Raw genomic sequence first — 18,910 nt, forward strand, 5'->3', positions numbered from 1 at the left:
AAAAATAAGCTAAAATTCAAGCAGAGTAAGCATTTCCCGCTCATAAACTCCCCATGCTTGATAACCTGCAAACCCAAGTTTACCAACTAGAACAATTTGCCAACAGCCTTGTTTCTAACCAACTGACACACCTTAGCGTGATAAGCGTTGGTATTATCTTTGCCGCTGGTTTGCTCACCAGTCTCACACCCTGTATGCTTTCGATGCTACCCATTACTATTGGTTACATCGGTGGTTATGAAGCCAAAAGCCGCTTGCAAGCAGCTGCCCAATCAACTTGGTTTGCTTTAGGATTAGCAACTACATTGGCAGGGATGGGGATAATAGCAGGTTTTGTCGGAAAAGTCTACGGTCAAGTGGGAATTGGTTTGCCGATTATCGTCAGCATTATCGCCATTCTCATGGGGCTGAACTTATTAGAAGCACTACCTCTGCAATTTCCATCCTTGGGTGAAACCAATTGGATATCGCCAGATTTGCCAGCAGGATTGCGTTCTTATTTACTAGGGTTGACTTTCGGCTTAGTCGCATCCCCTTGTAGCACACCTGTTTTAGCTAGTTTGTTGGGTTGGATTGCCAATACACAAGACTTAATTTTAGGGGCTGTTTTGCTACTTTCTTACACAGCCGGTTATGTAGCACCATTGATTTTGGCGGGTACTTTTACAGCTTCAATTAAAAAGTTACTAGAATTGCGTCGCTGGTCTGGTTGGATTAACCCAGTTAGTGGGGCACTATTGGTAGGATTCGGTGTATTTTCCTTAATTTCTCGGATTCCCCTTGGCAGTTTTTAATATCAATACTTTTGTTAGATTTTACACCTAATGACTTCAGAAGATTCAGCGTCCAAAGAAATAAAATGGTGGGCAGTACCTGGGCAGTTCTTACGCCAAGAGCTTTTGCCCGTACTGACTAACTTACGGCTAGCGATCGCACTACTGCTATTGATTGCGATCTTTAGCTCCACTGGTACTGTAATTGAGCAAGGTCAGTCACCCGCATTTTACCAAGCCAACTACCCAGAACATCCAGCTTTATTTGGTTTCTTAACTTGGAAGGTAATTCAGGTAGTTGGGTTAGACCATGTATATCGTACTTGGTGGTTTTTGGCATTACTCATTTTATTTGGTACTAGCTTAACTGCTTGTTCATTTACCCGTCAGTTGCCTGCCTTAAAAGCTGCCCAGCGCTGGAAATATTACGAAGAACCACGACAATTTCAAAAATTAGCTTTAAGTGCAGAACTAGATACTGGTTCCCTAAATTCCCTCAGCGAAATCTTACAAAAACACCGCTATAAAATTTTTCCAGATCGAGAAAAAGAAAATCTCCTTTATGCCCGTAAAGGAATAGTTGGACGGATCGGCCCAATTATCGTTCATATTGGCATCGTCGGTATTTTGCTAGGGGGAATTTGGGGGGCGATGACTGGGTTTTTGGCTCAGGAAATGGTTGCTAGTGGCGATACATTTCAAGTGACAAATATTGTCGATGCTGGCCCTTTAGCCGCCCAAATCCCGAAAGATTGGTCTGTGCGCGTCAATCGTTTTTGGATTGACTACACACCATCTGGCGGCATTGATCAATTTTATTCGGATATGTCTGTCTTGAATAAGCAGGGGGAGGAAATTGACCATAAAAAGATTTTTGTCAACGAGCCTCTGCGGTATCATGGCATAACTTTCTATCAAACTGATTGGGGAATTGCAGGTGTTCGCGTCCAATTTAACAACAGCCCGATTTTTCAGCTACCAATGGCACAATTGAACACCAACGGTAACGGACGCATTTGGGGAACCTGGGTTCCTACCAAACCGGATTTGAGTGAAGGTGTCTCCCTTTTGGCGAAAGACTTGCAAGGGATGGTATTAATTTATGATGCCACTGGCAAACTTGTTGATACAGTTCGCGCGGGGATGTTCACCGAAGTTAATGGTGTGAAGCTGAAAATTTTGGATGTCATTGGTAGCACCGGCTTACAAATTAAAGCCGATCCAGGCATCCCAATTGTTTATACAGGGTTTGGCTTGCTCATGCTGGGTGTAGTAATGAGTTACTTCTCCCACTCGCAAATATGGGCATTGCAAAAAGGCGATCGCTTGTATGTCGGTGGCAAAACTAATCGCGCCCAAGTTGCCTTTGAACAAGAAGTTTTAGAGATTTTAGATCGGCTAAGTTCACAGCCAAAAGGTGAGGAAAAAGAGGCAGCGATTGAAGTTTAAACACACAAGGGAGGCAGCGCGTTGCGGGGATTCCCCCCGTTGTAGCGACTGCCGTCGCGCAAAGCAACTCGCAGAAGTACGCAGAGGATTACTTTGCGTACCTTTGCGTTCACCTCCGCGTCCCTCTGCGTTTCAAAGTTATTTACAATTAATCACGCTCACACGCCTACAAATTGAAATTACTAGAGGTATTTATTAAAAATTGGAACAAAAAATTTCTATGTCTGCCAAACTTCAATCTCAGCGGCGGGTTTGCCTTCTACCTTTAATCGCTATCTTGTTGAGTATTGCTTCTTGCGCTGCCGAGCAAAAAAACATAAAGCGTGTTTCCCTTGTTGGTACTGGGGCAAGTTTTCCTGCACCTTTGTATGAGCGCTGGCTTTCAGATTACAACCAGCAAAATCCCAATATAGAAATTAACTATCAAGCTATAGGAAGCAGTGCTGGAGTACAACAGCTCATCGACGGTACTGTAGATTTTGCAGCTAGTGATGTGGGAATTACAAGTGAACAAGCAGCCAAGATAAAACGGGGAGTAATCGCTTTGCCAATAACTGCCGGTTCTATTGTGCTGGCTTATAACCTCACACCAGTTTCACAGCAGTCGCCTCAAGTGAATGTGCCACCAACTCTCAGGCTACCACGCCAAGTTTACGTAGATATCTTTCTGGGAAAAATTACGAATTGGAATCATCCTAGAATAGCCACAGCTAATCCAGAGGTAAGTTTGCCCGATTTACCGATTCAGCTTGTACACCGAACTGATGGTAGTGGAACTACAAGCGTCTTAACGCAACACCTAAGCACCATCAGTCCAGAATGGAAAAGCAAAGTTGGGGCTGGTAAATCTGTAGCATGGCGAGTAGGAATTGGTGGAAAGGGTAACGAAGGTGTTACCGCCCTGATTCAACAGATACCAGGAGCTATTGGCTATGTAGAATACATTTACGCCAAACAAAATAAGCTTCCTGTGGCTGCTTTAGAAAATAAATCTGGTAATTATATTACACCGACACCAGCATCTGTAGCACAAACTTTAGAAGCCGTGAAATTACCAGGTGATAACTTGATTGCTTTCATCACTGATCCTACAGGTGCCGAGTCTTATCCCATTGTCACTTACAGCTGGCTTTTAACTTATCACCAATATCCAAACCGACTCAAAGCTCAAGCATTGAAAAACTTTGTGAATTGGGCTGTGATTGACGGACAAAAATCTAGTTTGGAACTTGGGTATATTCCTTTATCAAAAAAAGTTGTGCTTCAAGTGCAATCTGCCGTGAAGAAAATTGCTGAATGAAGCCGATTAATACCATCTGCGCTCATCAGCAATAATGTTACTTTTGGTGACGCACTTCAACTACAGTATGTACATTACCGCGAGGCGTGAAATCTGCTTTCACCGTGACTTCCAACGGATCGCAAGCAGCCACAAAATCATCTAAAATTTGATTGGCAGATTCTTCGTGGGAAATATAGCGATCGCGGTAACTATTAATATAAAGTTTGAGCGCCTTCAATTCCACTACCCGTTCATCAGGCACATAGCTAACATAAATTGTCGCAAAGTCAGGATAACCGGAAAACGGACATTTACAAGTAAATTCCGGCAAACTAATGTTAATGTCATATCGCCTCCCCACACGCGGATTGGGAAAGGTAATTAGTTTACCTTCTGCAATGTCGCGTTCGCCATACTTCATTTCTTGGTTTGTCATTTGTCATTTGTCATTTGTCATTTTTCATTAGTTATTCTACTTATCTTTACGTCCTTTTAGTAATTTTGTAGCTTGTTAACTCTTAACTCCTAATTCCTAACTCCCGCTCAATACTCTTCCTTCTCCCAGTCTGGACAATTCTCATCTTCACAACCGTGGGGATGCATAGCACAAACTAATAAATTACCACCATAAACTTGACCGTGGTAATGACTACAACCGATACAGGCAGCATTTTTTTCAGATGTGGGTTCAACTGAATAAGGAAAACCCTGATCGACATCTGCTACTATGTCTTCCAGTTCCCAGTAAGCTTCAAATATCGGTTCAGCTAAATCTTGTAGATAATGATCGACTTCAGTAACAATATTATTGTGTACTTGCTCCGTGACTTCTTCCGTTAGTTCAAAAAATGCGTCAACCACTTCACTCATTCCCAGGAAGAAGCGCTCTACTTCATCAGCCACTGCTTCGACAATTTCTACTAAATCTTTTTGCCACTGTTCCATAAACTTGACACCTTTGCAGGCTATAAACAGGACGCTTGGTGTTATCTAGCTTGAAGCACTAAGATACACACTAGGCAATGTATCTTATCAAGTTTTTATCCGAAGTGTCATGTCAAAATGCCACTTATTACTGAATATTTCGCTTAAAGAATGCTTTTTATTGATCGCGTTGCAATCGTTTTAACTCGTCTTGCAGGTTTAGCACTTCTTGGCGTAATTTATCTACATTCTCATCATTTGAAGCCTCTTTGACCGTTGGCTCTTCATCTTCCTCTAAAATTTCAATGCGGCGAGGTTGAGAAGGGGACGCTTCTGGTGAGGTTTCACCAGATGGTTGGGCTTGTTGGGCTTGCTTCATCATATCTTCAACGAAGCGGCGAGCTTCTTCTGTGTTCATTTCGCCCTTTGCCACCATTTCATCTGCCAGTTTTTGGACTTGCGATCGCACTTCGGCTAATTTTCCCCCTGCTTTCTCACCTGCGTAAGAAGCTAATCCAACACCGAGGTAAAAAGCTTTTTGAACAATATCTCCAAAACCAGGCATGGTTTCTGACCGCTCCTAAAAATAGGGCGACCCGGAGACTACGCCTACCACAAGCCTCCCGTGTTGCTGCTACCTTCCGGTTCTGACAAGATTTGGGTGTTGCGATCGCATAGATCCAGGTCTTCCATAAGCATAACATTAAAATTCAGTAAGTGTGTGTTATTCCATAACAATTCGCCATTCATAAAGCTGATGGTTGACGCAGCCGTGTTTCACCAAGGGGTCATCAGCTACAATCGCTTCCGCTTCCTCCTTTGAGGCTGCCTCAAACAGCAACATCCCGCCTCTTTGATCCACCCAATAGCCTGTTCGCGCTTTGTGTCCTTTAGTAATTAATTCCCGAATGTAGGCTTTGTGGGCAGGTACATATTGGTCAAAGGTAGGTTTATCGACTTTCCCCTCTTCAATTTTTACAAACCACGGCATTGGCTTCTTAACTCCAGTTACAACCGACAGTCTACGTAAAGTACCCACTGCTGATTCAGAGTACTGAATACAATAAATCTTGAGTGAAATGCGCTATGACTTTAGCCTAACGCACCCCTATATCTGTAATATATCTGTAATATTTTTTGGGCGTTTGCTGTTCACTACTCAACAGCAATAATGATTTCATAATCCAAAATCTCAAATTGAATGAGCCGTTTTTTTGTTGCCCTCCTACCACCGCAAGATATTCAAGACTACGCCAACGAGATTAAGCAGTATTTTGCCGATCGCTATGCTAGTGGCGGCGCGTTAAAGTCTCCGCCTCATATTACCCTGCAACCGCCCTTTGAATGGGCAGATGCTAACTTGTCACTGTTAGAAGCATCCTTGAAGGAGTTTGCCAGTGGCCAACAGCTAGTAGCAATTACACTTAGAGGGTTTGATGCCTTTGCACCTCGTGTAATATACATTAATGTCGTCAGAAGTCAAGAGCTTTTAACTTTGCAAGCTGATTTAATGGCTTATACAGAAAGCAACTTGCAAATTGTTGACAAGGTTTCTAAAACCCGCCCTTTTGCACCCCATTTAACGGTTGCATTTCGGGATTTAACAAAGCAGAACTTTAAAGCTGCTTGGCCAGAATTTGAAAATCGTCAGTTACATTTTGAGTTTACTGCTGATAAATTAACCTTGCTGCTTCACGACGGGAAGCGCTGGAATATTAAACGAGAGTTTGCTTTTTTCTCTGGTAGTAATTGAGCGATGTTTTTGTGATGGATGCTGACGCTGTTTGATATTGGAGCTTATTTTGTTTTGGATTAATTGATGATTTATATATTCTTTAATCATTGGTGATACAGAGAAAAGATAAGTATTTTTTTCTACTAAAGACCGCTCTTGCAAAGATTCTAAAGCATTTAGTAATTGTGGTGTTGCTATAGTAGGTGATATTTGCGATCGCAGTTCTGAAAGCGAAACTGGCTGAGAATTACTTGCTAACCGCCCGATAATCATGTTCTCTGTATCTGACACGCGTTTAAAATACTCTTTTAAAAGCTGGCTAATCTCACCAAAAACTAATGTTTTTTGGTTTAAAAACTCCGAAATATTACCGTCAAATAACTTATCAATTTTGTTAAAGGCTATATTTAATGCCAATGGATTACCGGCATAGCTCTCAATGAGTTGATGCAAATCACCATTTGAACCACAAAAAGCACCTTTGCTTTTAAAGATTTCTTCTATTTCTGGGATTTGCAAGCCTTTTAGTTGCAATGACTTAACGGGTAATTTTTCTTTTATCAGTTGCCTAATTTCTCTCGGCGTTTCCTGACTTGTAAGCAGTAATGAGCTTTGATGAACTGTTTGTGCCACTCGTCTGATAAGTTCACTATAACCTTCATAACCTTGACGATAATATCCAATATCATATTTACCTGAAGCCTTTTGTAAAATTGCCTCTAGATTATCTAAGATCAATAAACAGCGAGCATTTTTTAAACAATTAATCAACTGTGAAATTCTGCCGTCTAAAGTTTTTGATAAATTAGTTTCCTGCCCTTTAGATAAAAGTTTAATTAAATCGGCTAGCATATCTTTAACTGGTGGAGCATTGCGGAGACTGCGCCAAATTACAAACTCAAACTTATCTTGAATTTGCTCTGCTAGCTTTACTGTTAAGCTGGTTTTGCCCATACCATCCATACCTAACAAAGTCACTAGTCGGCAGTGTTCTTCGAGAATCCAGTCTTTTAGTGTTGCTAGTTCTGCTGTGCGTCCTAAGAATACAGAGATATCGGGTGCTTCGCCCCAATCAGTTAAATTTTGGATTGAATGCTGATTACTGATTACTTCATCAGTCCGAGGTAGTTGATAATCACTTGGTTCAAGTAATAAATTAAAAGCCCTAAAACAGGTGTTTAGAGTTTGTTTGTCAACTCCTACTTGGCAATGAAATACCTTCATCACTGTATCTGGATCTAAGCCAGTGCGATCGCTTAAATCTTCTAAAGTATAGCGTTTATCTAGGTTTTCCCAACTTTGTGCCTGACATTTTGCTGTTTGAAGTTTCTCAAACCCTTGAGGTGTAAGAATAACACCCCGTTTGCGCCTGCGTTTTAGTGGATTCATGACTGTCTCTTAAGTTTTGTACATACACTCCTATAAGTAATAGTCAGTAGTTAGCGCCTGTAATATGCCGGCAAAATATCTACTTCACTTAACAGGGTGCTACAAAGATGAGATATGCTTTTCCTGAAATCAGGTTTGTTAAATATTATGAATATAAATGTAGAAACGTAGCAGTGCTATGTTTCTACAAGAGTTCTCGGTAACGCAGATTTAATTTCACCAGATATCTATTGTTACTGATGTTACTGACGATGTATGTTTTGCAGAACTGCCAGAGATAAATCAGAAGTTTTGCGGAAATTGTTGGTAGTTTTTATATATTGTCAATGCCAGAGAGTCAGTTAGCTAGTACTCCACCACGTTAATTTTGATAAATTTGCAGTGGCTAGAGCGGTAGGGGCGCACATGTGTGTGCTATTAACACGTAGTATCATTAATAGTTGAGAATAAGCGATCGCCCCCCTTTCTTTTTCCTTGTGTGTAGTCGCATACGTCGAACGTCTCAACGAGTTGCAGCTTGTCGTCATACATCGCTTAACTTTCGGAACGCCTTGCAAACAAGAAATGTTAGATTTATTTATTTCTACTTACCTAATTTTTGTAAACCAAGATACATTAAATGGTAGTTTAATCGCAAAGGAACCAAAAAGTATGGCCGTTAGTAGCCCTGAAGTGATCCGTCATATATTGATCGGATTGGGATATTTAGCTCCTGAGATTGATCCTAAGCCGGATCTGACTAAATTTGCTCCTTGGAAGCGGAATAACAACTCTTTGACAGACGATCCTACTGAAGAAGCGATTAAAAAGTTTCAGAAACAGTATTCACAAAAACTTACGGTTAATGGTAATGCTGATGCAGAGACTCGAACTGTCATGGAAGATACAGTCAAAGGGCTTCAGAATAGATTGAAGTTTCATGGTTTTGCAAGCAATGCTGAAATTCCTCCAGACAAACCTTTTTATGGGCCAGCTACTTATACAGCAGTCAAAAAATTTCAGAAATCTCAAGGTTTAACTGAAAATGGTATTGCTACTATTGAACAGCGTCAAATTCTACAGCAATCTAGTCTGACAGATAAGCCTAAACCTCAGACACAAGTAAAGCTGACAGATTTGTGCTTACAATTCAAAAAGAATCCTCAAAATCCTTCTTACATCGCAGCGTTAAATAACTTACAACAAAATCTCCCCAAGGACGTTTTACACAAAGTTACTAACAAATGGAGGGGGACAAACGATCAAAATCCAGAAATTGTCAAGCTGACAAATCTGTTTACTTATTATGATGACAATAATGCAAACCATCGTGATGCATTAAATCACTTACAAAGTCAGATTACCCCAGCTATCTCTCAAGCATTTTTAAGTCTTTGGAATAAGAAGTAACAAATGGAACTTACAGCAGAATTCAGAATTCAGAACTAAAATTTTGTACCTCATCAACTTGAAATCTGCTTTTCCACATCTGATACCAATTGAAAAAATGTTTACGACAGATAAACCCAACCACGCTGACGCGCACCCCTTAGTAAGACCAGGGTTGGGGAGATGTATTATCTATGTGTTGCATTCTTTTTTCAAATTGGTATGATATCCGAGAATTAAAAACCAGGTTTCTGATCTCTGATGAGTAGGAAACCTGGTTTTTTAACAATTCTGAATTCTGAGTTCTGAATTCTAAATTCTCATCTAATACTCAATTCCCGGTTGTGCTTTCACACCTTGATCGCGGAAAGGGTGCTTAACTAGGGTCATTTCAGTTACTAAATCAGCACGCTCAATTAAAGCAGGTGGCGCTCCTCTACCTGTGAGAATAACGTGTTTGTTAGCAGGTTTTTGTGCCAAACCTGCTAAAACGTCTTCTATTGGTAAGTAAGACATTTTGAGGGCGATATTGATTTCGTCTAACAACACTAGATGAAAGTCTGGGTTGCGGATGTATTCTAATGATTTTTCCCATGCAGCGCTAGCTTTGTCAAGATCGCGATCGCGGTCTTGAGTTTCCCAGGTAAAGCCTTCGCCCATTGCGTGAAATTCTATCTGGTCTTCCCAATAGCTGAAAACCCTTTTTTCGGAAGGTTCCCAGCTACCTTTGATGAATTGAACGATCGCTACTTTATACCCATGACCGAGCGATCGTAATACCATCCCCAAAGCCGCAGTGGTTTTACCCTTACCGTTACCAGTATTTACAATAATTAACCCTTTTTCTGGTACAGCTTCTGCTATGCGCTTGTCTTGCACTTCTTTGCGTCGCTGCATCTTTTTGCGGTACTGTTCATCAGTCAGAGATGAAGACATGACCTCATCAATTAAGCGCCCAATTTCTTGGTCTGGGTTCAATTCTTGCGGTGTATGGTTTTTCATCAAGCTTGTCTAGAAATAACTGTTAAAAGTGAACCAAAATCGTCTTACTTATCCAATTTACTTAAATTACTTGATTGCAAATGTCCAGTAAGTTTTTATGTGAAATATTAATAATCTGTTAGCCTTATTAATGATTTGCAGACAAGTGAAAATATATATGATACACAAACTGAACTTATAATTTGAGTTTACTATTACTGTTTTAACTAATTTAATATGTTCATTAAAGCACTTTAGCAGGGAAAATTTATCATTATATCTTTTGGCACAGTTATGAGTTCGATAATTTAAGTGTCAGGCGTATGATGTCTAATATTAGGAGTTATAAATTTATGGATGTTGTTGTTTCCATTTTTCCCATAAAGCCTGCGTATCCTCTGGTTGACCATCATAGTTGAGCAATTGGTCTGAAATTATCACCCATGACTGGGCACTGCGTGTCCAAATGTTACCCACTGGACGTAACCAACTTGTATCATCTAAGGTTCCAGCTTTGACATTGATAGTATTTGGATTGTAAGTCCTTTCATGGAACAATCGCGTTCCGCAGTCGCCACAGAACAGGTTATTTACTTCACGCCCACTATCACTTTTTCGAGTCCAAGCTTTCGGTTTTCCCTGAACAATCACAACAGCGTCTCGTAATATTGTAAGAGACATGCCAAAGGCACTAGACGATTGTTTTTGACATTCTTTACAGTGACATAAGTAAAGTGTTAACGGTTGGGCATGAATTTCATAACGAATCTGTCCACATTGACAACCTCCACTATATGGAAGATTCATAGATTTTATCTCCTGATAATTTGTATTGTTTTATTGTATCTAAAACTATTTCAAACTTAAAGTGGGTTTTAATAAACATAAACACAAGACATGAGATCACGAGAAATTTTCATTCTCTACACTTTCCTAAATTCTCCTCATCCTTCATCTTCATCCAATTCATCATCCTCACTCCAATACTGTTGAGGTGCATTTCCGTGAATTTCTAAAATTTTCGGTTTCTTAATTTTGTTATCAGGTGGATTAATTGCTTCTAACTGCACATCAAATTTCCAGTTGTCACCAAAATCATAAAGATAGGTCATTTTACCACCTGGTTCTAAAGACAAATCACCAATCTGCACTTGGTCTGCAAATGGGGGTGTTTCCATATAGGCATGACCGATTTTTATAATGCGGCCAAAATGGTCTTTATAACTAAACTCGTACAGGTGATCGTAATCGAAGTCAAAAGCATCAAGAATTATCTCTGCTAACCAGCTTAATGGTTTTTTCGCTGATATGGCAATGCGTCGCCAAGCCTTAAAAAGGGATACTTTAAAAATATAAATACCATCAGTGAAGCCTTGCTTGGGAACAATTAAATTATGCTCCCATTCGGGAAAGAATGGTTGAAAATGTAACTGCAATTTTCCAAAACTCACATTCACATCATCCTGTAATTCTCCTCGTATACCTAATGGAAAGAGGAATTGCAACAGAGCATCACCAAAGGGTAAGCGTTGTAAACTAGTAATTCGCCACCCTTTGCCTTCTTGTGGTTTTCCATGTTTGATAGATAACAAGCCAAATAACTCTAACAGGGCAACATTATGCAGAGCGGGGTAATAACTAATATTGTTTTGATCTTCATATTTAGGAAATTTTAACCCTTTATCTGGAACGCGGGGCCAAAGTTGAATACATCTAAATAAATTCCCTAATGAATCTTGATGTTCACCCAAAACTTCGTTATTTCCCCAAATTAACCAGGCTTCTAATAGGTTGAAATAACGTTCTGTTAAATTGAGGCTTGACCATGATTGCAAAGTTGCTGCGTCTAAAACTAAAACCTGCTTCTTCCCTTGGGATCTAATTTGGGCTATTCCAGAACTGCGTAATAACAGATATAGTCCATTAATGTAGGGGTACGATTTCTGTACGGGGCGTTTGAGTTTGGTTTCAATTGGATGACTTAACTGAGAGTTAACTTCTGATAGGACTTTTAGCGGTAGAAGGTTATTAACACTACTAACTTCTACTCCATTTGGTTGTAAGAAATCTATCAGACTTTGAAAGTCATGCAGAATTGTACCGGGTTGATTCTCATCAATACTGAGTTCTTGTAGAAGTTGTTGTTGTGACTCTGTTAGGGAAGGCAGTTCAGGATTAAGTGTGCGTTCTAGTCGCGCAAATAAATCTTCCATAAATAAAAATTCTAAATTCTAAATTCACAATTTAACCTTCTGTGTAACCTGTTTTCTTTATACTATGAATACAGAAGTTATCCTGATAAACATTGACCTGCAAAGTGTCACAACAGGACTATCAATACCGTAAGTTTAATGAAGTATAAATAATAATATTTTCACCTTCTACTTGACAATCCCAAGAATTTGATATGAATAGTAACACTCGCCTACAAATGATTTTAGCTGATACACGTATTAATACAGTATTACCTGCGATCGCTCAACTAAATCTACCTAACTGGTGGTTAGCAGGGGGTGCAGTCCGAAACACCATTTGGTCTTCAATTTTTGGCAATGACTGTGGATTAGGTATTAAAGATTTTGATATTGCATTCTTTGATATAGAGGGGAACCGTTCTCAAGAACTAGCAGCAAAGGCAACTCTCACAGAACAATTTCCTCATGACGAGTTTGATGTAAAAAATCAAGCCAGTTTTGCTCGTTGGCGTCTTGGCAGCAGACCTTATACTAGTACAGAGGATGGCATCGCAGATTGGCTGCACACCGCTACCGCTGTGGGAGTTAGACTAAATACCCAAGGACAATGGCAATTTTTCACACCCTACGGGTTGGATGACTTATTTGGTGGCATTATTCGACCTACGCCAACGCATACTTATAATTTAGACGCACATAATAAGGCATCTGGATTTTTACAGAAGTGTCCTTATCTGCAGTTGGCGTAAAAGTTACAGTCAGATTTTAGCCACTAGTTGCCGTTACCAGGAAATAATCACTTTTTAATTTACAACTCTTGGATACCGAAGCGCAATGTTAATAATTTTCTACGTATTGGGAATAATTAAACTAGAACCCCTTTCACGATAGAACAGGGATGATGCTAATTTTATAACTTTATAGGCAAAAATCAATGCCAAATCGCACTGGATACCAAATCAACTCGACTCTCTACGAAGGAATCCAAACAATTATTTATCAAGCACAAATGCCAAAGACGCAACAGCGAGTTATCCTCAAGCTGCTTAAAAATGAATATCCGACTCTTGAAGCCTTTACTCGCCTTAAAAATGAGTATCAAATTCAGCAAGGTTTAGACCATCCCAATATAGTTAAAGCTCTCAGTCTAGAAACTTTTGAAAACCGTGTAGGGCTGTTGTTAGAAGACTTTGGTGGTCAGTCTTTAACTCAACTTTTACAAACAAAAAAACTTGACTTAGTTAACCATTTAAAAATTGCTATTCAACTGACTAAAGCTTTAGATTATTTGCATAATAACCAGATTATTCATAAAGATATCAAACCCAATAATATTATAATTAACTCCCAGACAGGTATTGTTAAACTCGCTGACTTTGGTATAGCCTCCCGTCTCAATAACGAAAATCCCCAATTTAATAACCCTAACTGCGTTGAAGGCACACTTGCCTATATGTCTCCTGAACAAACTGGGAGAATGAATCGTATTCTTGATTATCGTACTGACTTTTATTCCCTTGGTGTAACTTTATATGAAATGCTTACTGATAAAACACCATTTGTTAGCCAAGACCCCCTAGAAGTAGTTTATAGTCACATTGCAGTTCAAGCGAGAAACCCGCAATCACTAAATTCACAAATTCCTACAGCTATCTCTGAAATTGTGATGAAGCTGATGGCAAAAAATGCGGAAGATAGATATCAAAGTGCTACAGGATTATTAGCAGATTTAAAATCTTGTCTCAAGCAGTTAGAAACTAAGGGAATCATTACTGATTTTGTTCCAGGTCGTTTGGATATATTGAGCCAGTTATTAATTCCTCAAAAATTATATGGTCGTGAAGAACAAGTTAATCAAATTTTAGCTGCATTTGAGAGAGTTACATCTGGAACTAGTGAAATGATGCTAGTTTCTGGTTATTCTGGAATTGGCAAATCAGTTCTAGTCAACGAAGTTAATAAACCCATTACTCGCAAACAAGGGTACTTTATCTCTGGTAAGTTTGACCAGTTAAAACGGAATATACCTTATGCTTCTTTAATTCAAGCTTTTGCATATTTAATGCGGTATTTGCTGACCGAGAATAATGAAAAAATAGAAGTATGGCGTAATAAAATCTTATCAGCTTTAGGAACAAATGGAAAAGTTATTACTGATGTAATTCCAGAAGTAGAATTAATCATCGGTACACAGCCAGAAGTTGTCCAAATCGGTGCAACAGAATCACAAAATCGCTTCAATCATATTTTTAAAGAATTTATTCAAGTTTTTACTCAAAAAGAACACCCATTAGTCATCTTTTTAGATGATTTACAATGGGCAGATTCAGCCACTTTAAATCTAATTCAACTACTCATAACTGACACTGATAGCAAATACTTTTTATTTATTGGGGCATATAGAGATAATGAAGTTAGTTCAGCACATCCTTTAATCCAAAAAATAGAAGAGATTAAAAATAGTGTCACCGTTGTTAATAATATTATATTGCAACCTTTAAATTTAGATAATGTAACTCAGCTAGTTGCCGAAACTCTTCAAAAAATAGATATTAAGCAGGATGAAGAAACAGGAGCTTTTCACAAAGAAATTATTAAACTAGCTGAACTAATTTTTAACAAAACAGGTGGAAACCCATTTTTCATAACACAACTAATTCAGGTACTTCATCAAGAAAAACTGTTAAAATTTGATTTTGTTAATGCTGAATGGCAATGGAGCCTAGAGGATATTCAAGCAATTGGAATTACAGATAAGAATGTAGTTGAGTTAGTTGCCAGCCGAGTTAAAAAACTACCAAAGTTTACCCAAGATGTTTTAAAATTAGCAGCTTGTGTAGGCGACAGATTTAGTCTGGATATTTTATCAATAGTCAATGAAAAATCACCTTCTTTGACAGCAAATGATTTACACTCAGCTTTGCAAGCAGGATTAATTCTACCTTTAAGTGAAGCTTACCGCATCCCTTTAGTTTTTAATCAAGAAGAAGCAGTTAATTTAAATTTCGACACTTCACGGGTGGGTTACAAGTTCTTACATGACAGAGTACAACAAGCAGCATATTCGTTGATTCCAGAAGAACTGAAGAAATCTACTCACCTGAAAATTGGGCAATTGCTTCTCCAAAATATACCTAAAGAGGAAATAGAAGCTAATATTTTTGATATTGTCAATCAGTTGAATGTAGGTATTGTTAACCTGATAGATCAATCTGAAAAAACTGAATTGGCACGATTAAATTTAATTGCTGGGCGAAAAGCTAAAGCTTCTACAGCTTACGAAGCTGCTCTTAAATATTTCACAAATGGAATAGAACTTTTAAATATAGACGCTTGGCAAACTGAATATACCTTAACCATCGGTTTATATGAAGGAGCCGCAGAGGTAGCCTATCTGGGTGGTGATTTTGAGCAAATGCAAAAATGGGCTGAGGTGGTGCAGCAAGAAGCAAAAATTCTTTTAGATAAAGTGAAAGTTTATGAAGTACAGATTATCGCTTCTATAATTCAAAGCAAACAACTGGAAGCCATTCAAATAGCAGTATCAATTCTGCAATTATTAGGAATAAGTTTTCCAGATGAACCAACATCAACTGATATTCAACAGGGGATGGATGAAATTGCTGTTTCTTTAAAAGGGAAAGCCATTGCGAATTTAATTAATTTACCATTAATGACCGATCCTAACAAGATTGCAGCCATGAGGATCTTAATGGGAGTTCTCCCCGCGGCTTTTCAAACTGCTCCTGTAATGATGCCAATTATTGCCTGTAAAATGGTCAATTTGTCTCTAATGTACGGCAATACGGCTGTATCTGCCTACGGTTATAGTCTTTATGCATTACTTCTTTGTGGAATTCAAGGAGAAATTGATTCTGGCTATGAATTTGGGAAATTAGCTTCACGTCTGGTGTCACAATTTAATGCTGAAGAGCTTAAGGCTAAGATTTTGACGGTTGTTAGTGCCCATGTTATGCATTGGAAAGACCATATTAGAGAGACATTAACATCATCAATGTCAGGATATTCTAGTGGTCTGGAAACTGGAGATTTAGAATATGCTGGTTATTGTGGTTATATTTATCCCTATCATTCATTTTGGCTAGGTAAGGAACTTTGGGTTCTAGAAAAAGAACTGATAGCTTATTGTGATTCGCTGAAAAAAATCAACCAACAAGTAGCTTTCACTTGGAACTCAGTGTATTTGCAAACAGTGCTGAACTTGAAAAGAAGTTTTGAAAATGTGGATTGTTTAATTGGAGAAGCCTACGACGAGGAAAGTATGCTGCCAATTCATCAGCAAGTAAATGACCTTTACACAATTAACCATTTATTTGTGAATAAACTAATGCTCTCTTATATATTTGGGGAGTATTTTAAAGCTGTAGAAAATGCTGCGATCGCAGAAAACTCTTTAGGTGGTGTTACAGGGTTGTTTGTTGTCCCAGTGTTTTATTTCTACGATTCTTTAGCTCACTTGGCAATATATCATACTGCTAAAGACTCTGAGAAGCAAGCTATTCTAGAAAAAGTCCAAGCTAATCAGCAAAAGATGGAACTTTGGGCTACTCATGCTCCCACAAATCACTTACACAGATTTTATCTCGTCGAGGCAGAACGGTATCAAGTTTTGGGTCAAAAGCTAGAAGCAATGGACTATTATGAAAACTCGATTGCCAAATCTCAAGCAAACGGTTTTCTCCAAGAAGAAGCTTTAGCCTATGAGTTAGCTGGAAAATTCTATCAATCTTTAGGTAAAGAATTAATTCATCAAACTTATATAACTAAAGCCTATTATGCCTATATTCGTTGGGGTGCGATCGCTAAAGTTAAACACTTAGAATCAAAGTATGTTTTTCTAGTAGGACAAACTACTACCATAGAAAACACTAGTTCAAAAATTGATACAACTCATATTATTACTAACACTACTACCAATAGCAGCTTGAGCGATTTTCTAGATTTTAATGCATTCATCAAGTTTTCACAAGCGATTACTAATGAAATTGTTTTAGAAAATTTATTGGGTAAGCTGATCCAAATTTTACTAGAAAATGCTGCCGCCCAAAAAGCAGCACTACTTCTACTTAAAGATAATCACCTGTATATTGAAGCTTCTGGGAATGCTACAGACGATGTGGTGACGATTTTACGTTCTATTCCTGTTGAAACCTATCAAGATTTACCGCTATCTGTGATTAATTACGTTCTCCGGACCCAGCAATATATTGTATTAAATGATGCAATGGCTACAGAGCCTTTTAATTTTGATATTTATATCCAAAAATCTCAAACAAAATCAATCTTTTGTTTGCCCATTATGTATCAATCACAGCTAACTGGTATTATTTATTTAGAAAACCAGTTATCATCAGGGGCTTTTGTTCTAGAAAGGGTAGAGGTATTAAAAGTTTTAGTTTCTCAAATGGCTATTGCAATAGAAAATGCTAGCTTGTATACAAGGGCACAAGAAAAATCTAAAGAATTAGAACAATCGATAAAAGATTTACAAGAGGCGCAACTACAACTTATCCAAAGTGAAAAAATGTCTTCTCTGGGTAATTTAGTCGCAGGTGTAGCACACGAAATAAATAACCCTATTGGTTTTATCACAGGTAGTATTGCCCAAGCAAAAGATATTGTTAAAGATTTAATAGACTATCTGCAACTGTACCGAGAAAAATTCCCCAATCCTGGCACTGAAATTGAAGAAAAAGCCGAAGAGATAGATATAGATTTTCTGCTAAAAGATTTACCAAAAATGATTGATGGGATGACAGTAGGGACACAGCGCATTCGTAATATTAGTACATCTCTTCGTACTTTTTCCCGAGCTGATACTACCTCTAAGGTGTTAGCTAATATCCATGAAGGTATTGATAGTACTTTGATGATTTTACAACATCGTTTGAAAGCCGATCATAATCGTCCAGCAATTAGAATTATTAAGAATTATGCAGATATACCATCAGTAAAATGCTATTTGGGACAATTGAATCAAGTGTTTATGAATATTATTGCAAATGCAATTGATGCTTTAGAAGAAGCAAATATCGGTCGTGATTTTTTAGAAATTCAAGAAAAGTACCCTAATGTTATTACTATTGAAACTCATCTACAAGTAGATAATGAAAAGGTAGTAATTAAGATTCAAGATAATGCTCAAGGAATGCTTGAAGCAGTTAAAAAACGCATTTTTGAAAATTTATTTACTACTAAATGCGTAGGAAAAGGTACGGGATTAGGACTATCTATTAGTCGGCAAATTATAGTTGAAAATCATGGCGGAAATTTGACTTGTGAATCAGTTTTGGGAGAAGGGACACAATTTATAATTTCTATTCCCATTTTGGGAAAATAAGTAACTTTTGATAGTTATAGCCTCAGATTCATCACTTTTCAAAGAAGCTTACTTATCCATAGTAGTATTTTTGTTCTATTTTTCCTTGACTGTGCTAGTTGCGTAAATCCTGATTGCCTAAACACAAGAAGAAGTACTTGTGTATACATTTCTCAACCAATAATGTAAAGATTATGCAAAGATGAGTATTTAAGCATAGACATCTAAGTAAGATATTGACTATGTAGTTATTTTAGGTTTTTGAGATATTCTATTTTCAAGTTAGACACCCACGGATAATAGCCCACTAGGAGGGCATCAAAATCTTTTTACCAATCAAGAGTCAACTGCTGACTATTTTTCTTCTAATAGGATTTAGGCACTGGCAAAAAATAAATATGATGGATGTATTTTAGGCATTTAATCCGACATTTTTGATACTTTGAAGAGTGATTTTTACTGAATAAGGATGAT

Annotated in this window: 15 protein-coding genes and 1 other RNA gene; 7 read left to right on the forward strand and 9 right to left on the reverse strand. The window is 38.2% G+C overall.

What is annotated here, in order from left to right; genetic code table 11:
• Nucleotides 1–53: 53 nt before the first annotated feature.
• From RMY16_RS06285 to pstS, 3 genes are all read left to right on the forward strand, one after another.
• Nucleotides 54–794 (forward strand): cytochrome c biogenesis protein CcdA, encoded by a 741-nt coding sequence (locus RMY16_RS06285; RefSeq protein WP_322735626.1) that lies wholly within the window; start codon nt 54–56, stop codon nt 792–794.
• Between the two features lie 30 nt (nt 795–824).
• Nucleotides 825–2,222 (forward strand): cytochrome c biogenesis protein, encoded by a 1,398-nt coding sequence (locus tag RMY16_RS06290; protein WP_322735628.1) that lies wholly within the window; start codon nt 825–827, stop codon nt 2,220–2,222.
• A 220-nt stretch (nt 2,223–2,442) separates the two neighbouring features.
• Nucleotides 2,443–3,522: a phosphate ABC transporter substrate-binding protein PstS gene (gene pstS / locus RMY16_RS06295; protein WP_322735630.1), complete on the forward strand. Its 1,080-nt coding sequence runs from the start codon at nt 2,443–2,445 to the stop codon at nt 3,520–3,522.
• A gap of 37 nt (nt 3,523–3,559) precedes the next feature.
• Here the strand turns inward: pstS and queF are convergent, their stop codons facing one another.
• The 5 genes from queF to RMY16_RS06320 all read right to left on the reverse strand — a co-directional run bounded on the left by queF (nt 3,560) and on the right by RMY16_RS06320 (nt 5,419).
• Nucleotides 3,560–3,940 (reverse strand): preQ(1) synthase, encoded by a 381-nt coding sequence (gene queF, locus RMY16_RS06300; protein ID WP_322668085.1) that lies wholly within the window; start codon nt 3,938–3,940, stop codon nt 3,560–3,562.
• Nucleotides 3,941–4,047: 107 nt separating this feature from the next.
• Entirely contained in the window at nt 4,048–4,449 is a 402-nt protein-coding gene (locus RMY16_RS06305) for a hypothetical protein (protein ID WP_322735632.1), read from the reverse strand.
• A gap of 157 nt (nt 4,450–4,606) precedes the next feature.
• Nucleotides 4,607–4,993 (reverse strand): phasin family protein, encoded by a 387-nt coding sequence (locus RMY16_RS06310; protein ID WP_322668087.1) that lies wholly within the window; start codon nt 4,991–4,993, stop codon nt 4,607–4,609.
• 25 nt (nt 4,994–5,018) lie between these two features.
• Nucleotides 5,019–5,115: signal recognition particle sRNA small type (gene ffs, locus RMY16_RS06315), an RNA gene on the reverse strand.
• 37 nt (nt 5,116–5,152) lie between these two features.
• The gene (locus RMY16_RS06320; RefSeq protein WP_322735634.1) at nt 5,153–5,419 is read right to left on the reverse strand and encodes a YciI family protein; all 267 of its coding nucleotides are present in this window, start codon (nt 5,417–5,419) and stop codon (nt 5,153–5,155) included.
• A gap of 210 nt (nt 5,420–5,629) precedes the next feature.
• Between RMY16_RS06320 and RMY16_RS06325 the strand changes: the two genes are divergently transcribed.
• Nucleotides 5,630–6,181: a 2'-5' RNA ligase family protein gene (locus tag RMY16_RS06325; RefSeq protein WP_322735635.1), complete on the forward strand. Its 552-nt coding sequence runs from the start codon at nt 5,630–5,632 to the stop codon at nt 6,179–6,181.
• Here RMY16_RS06325 and RMY16_RS06330 read toward each other — a convergent pair.
• On the reverse strand, nt 6,107–7,552 hold the full coding sequence (locus RMY16_RS06330; protein WP_322735636.1) for an NACHT domain-containing protein: 1,446 nt from the start codon (nt 7,550–7,552) through the stop codon (nt 6,107–6,109). The genes RMY16_RS06325 and RMY16_RS06330 overlap by 75 nt on opposite strands.
• A gap of 651 nt (nt 7,553–8,203) precedes the next feature.
• Between RMY16_RS06330 and RMY16_RS06335 the strand changes: the two genes are divergently transcribed.
• Complete coding sequence (locus RMY16_RS06335; protein ID WP_322735638.1) at nt 8,204–8,941, forward strand: peptidoglycan-binding domain-containing protein; 738 nt, start codon at nt 8,204–8,206, stop codon at nt 8,939–8,941.
• A 303-nt stretch (nt 8,942–9,244) separates the two neighbouring features.
• On the opposite strand, the gene cobO is transcribed toward RMY16_RS06335, so the two are convergent.
• The 3 genes from cobO to RMY16_RS06350 all read right to left on the reverse strand — a co-directional run bounded on the left by cobO (nt 9,245) and on the right by RMY16_RS06350 (nt 12,114).
• The gene (gene cobO, locus RMY16_RS06340; protein WP_322668092.1) at nt 9,245–9,922 is read right to left on the reverse strand and encodes a cob(I)yrinic acid a,c-diamide adenosyltransferase; all 678 of its coding nucleotides are present in this window, start codon (nt 9,920–9,922) and stop codon (nt 9,245–9,247) included.
• Nucleotides 9,923–10,252: 330 nt separating this feature from the next.
• The gene (locus RMY16_RS06345; protein ID WP_322735639.1) at nt 10,253–10,708 is read right to left on the reverse strand and encodes a GFA family protein; all 456 of its coding nucleotides are present in this window, start codon (nt 10,706–10,708) and stop codon (nt 10,253–10,255) included.
• A 137-nt stretch (nt 10,709–10,845) separates the two neighbouring features.
• On the reverse strand, nt 10,846–12,114 hold the full coding sequence (locus RMY16_RS06350; protein ID WP_322735640.1) for a plasmid pRiA4b ORF-3 family protein: 1,269 nt from the start codon (nt 12,112–12,114) through the stop codon (nt 10,846–10,848).
• Between the two features lie 194 nt (nt 12,115–12,308).
• On the opposite strand from RMY16_RS06350, the gene RMY16_RS06355 reads away from it, so the two are divergent.
• Both RMY16_RS06355 and RMY16_RS06360 read left to right on the forward strand, forming a co-directional pair.
• Complete coding sequence (locus RMY16_RS06355; protein ID WP_322735641.1) at nt 12,309–12,845, forward strand: nucleotidyltransferase family protein; 537 nt, start codon at nt 12,309–12,311, stop codon at nt 12,843–12,845.
• Between the two features lie 185 nt (nt 12,846–13,030).
• Nucleotides 13,031–18,457, forward strand: coding sequence for an AAA family ATPase (locus RMY16_RS06360; RefSeq protein WP_322735642.1), 5,427 nt, complete (start codon nt 13,031–13,033; stop codon nt 18,455–18,457).
• The last annotated feature ends 453 nt before the right edge of the window (nt 18,458–18,910 follow it).

Source organism: Nostoc sp. DedQUE12b, assembly GCF_034530835.1.
Lineage (GTDB): Bacteria > Cyanobacteriota > Cyanobacteriia > Cyanobacteriales > Nostocaceae > Nostoc.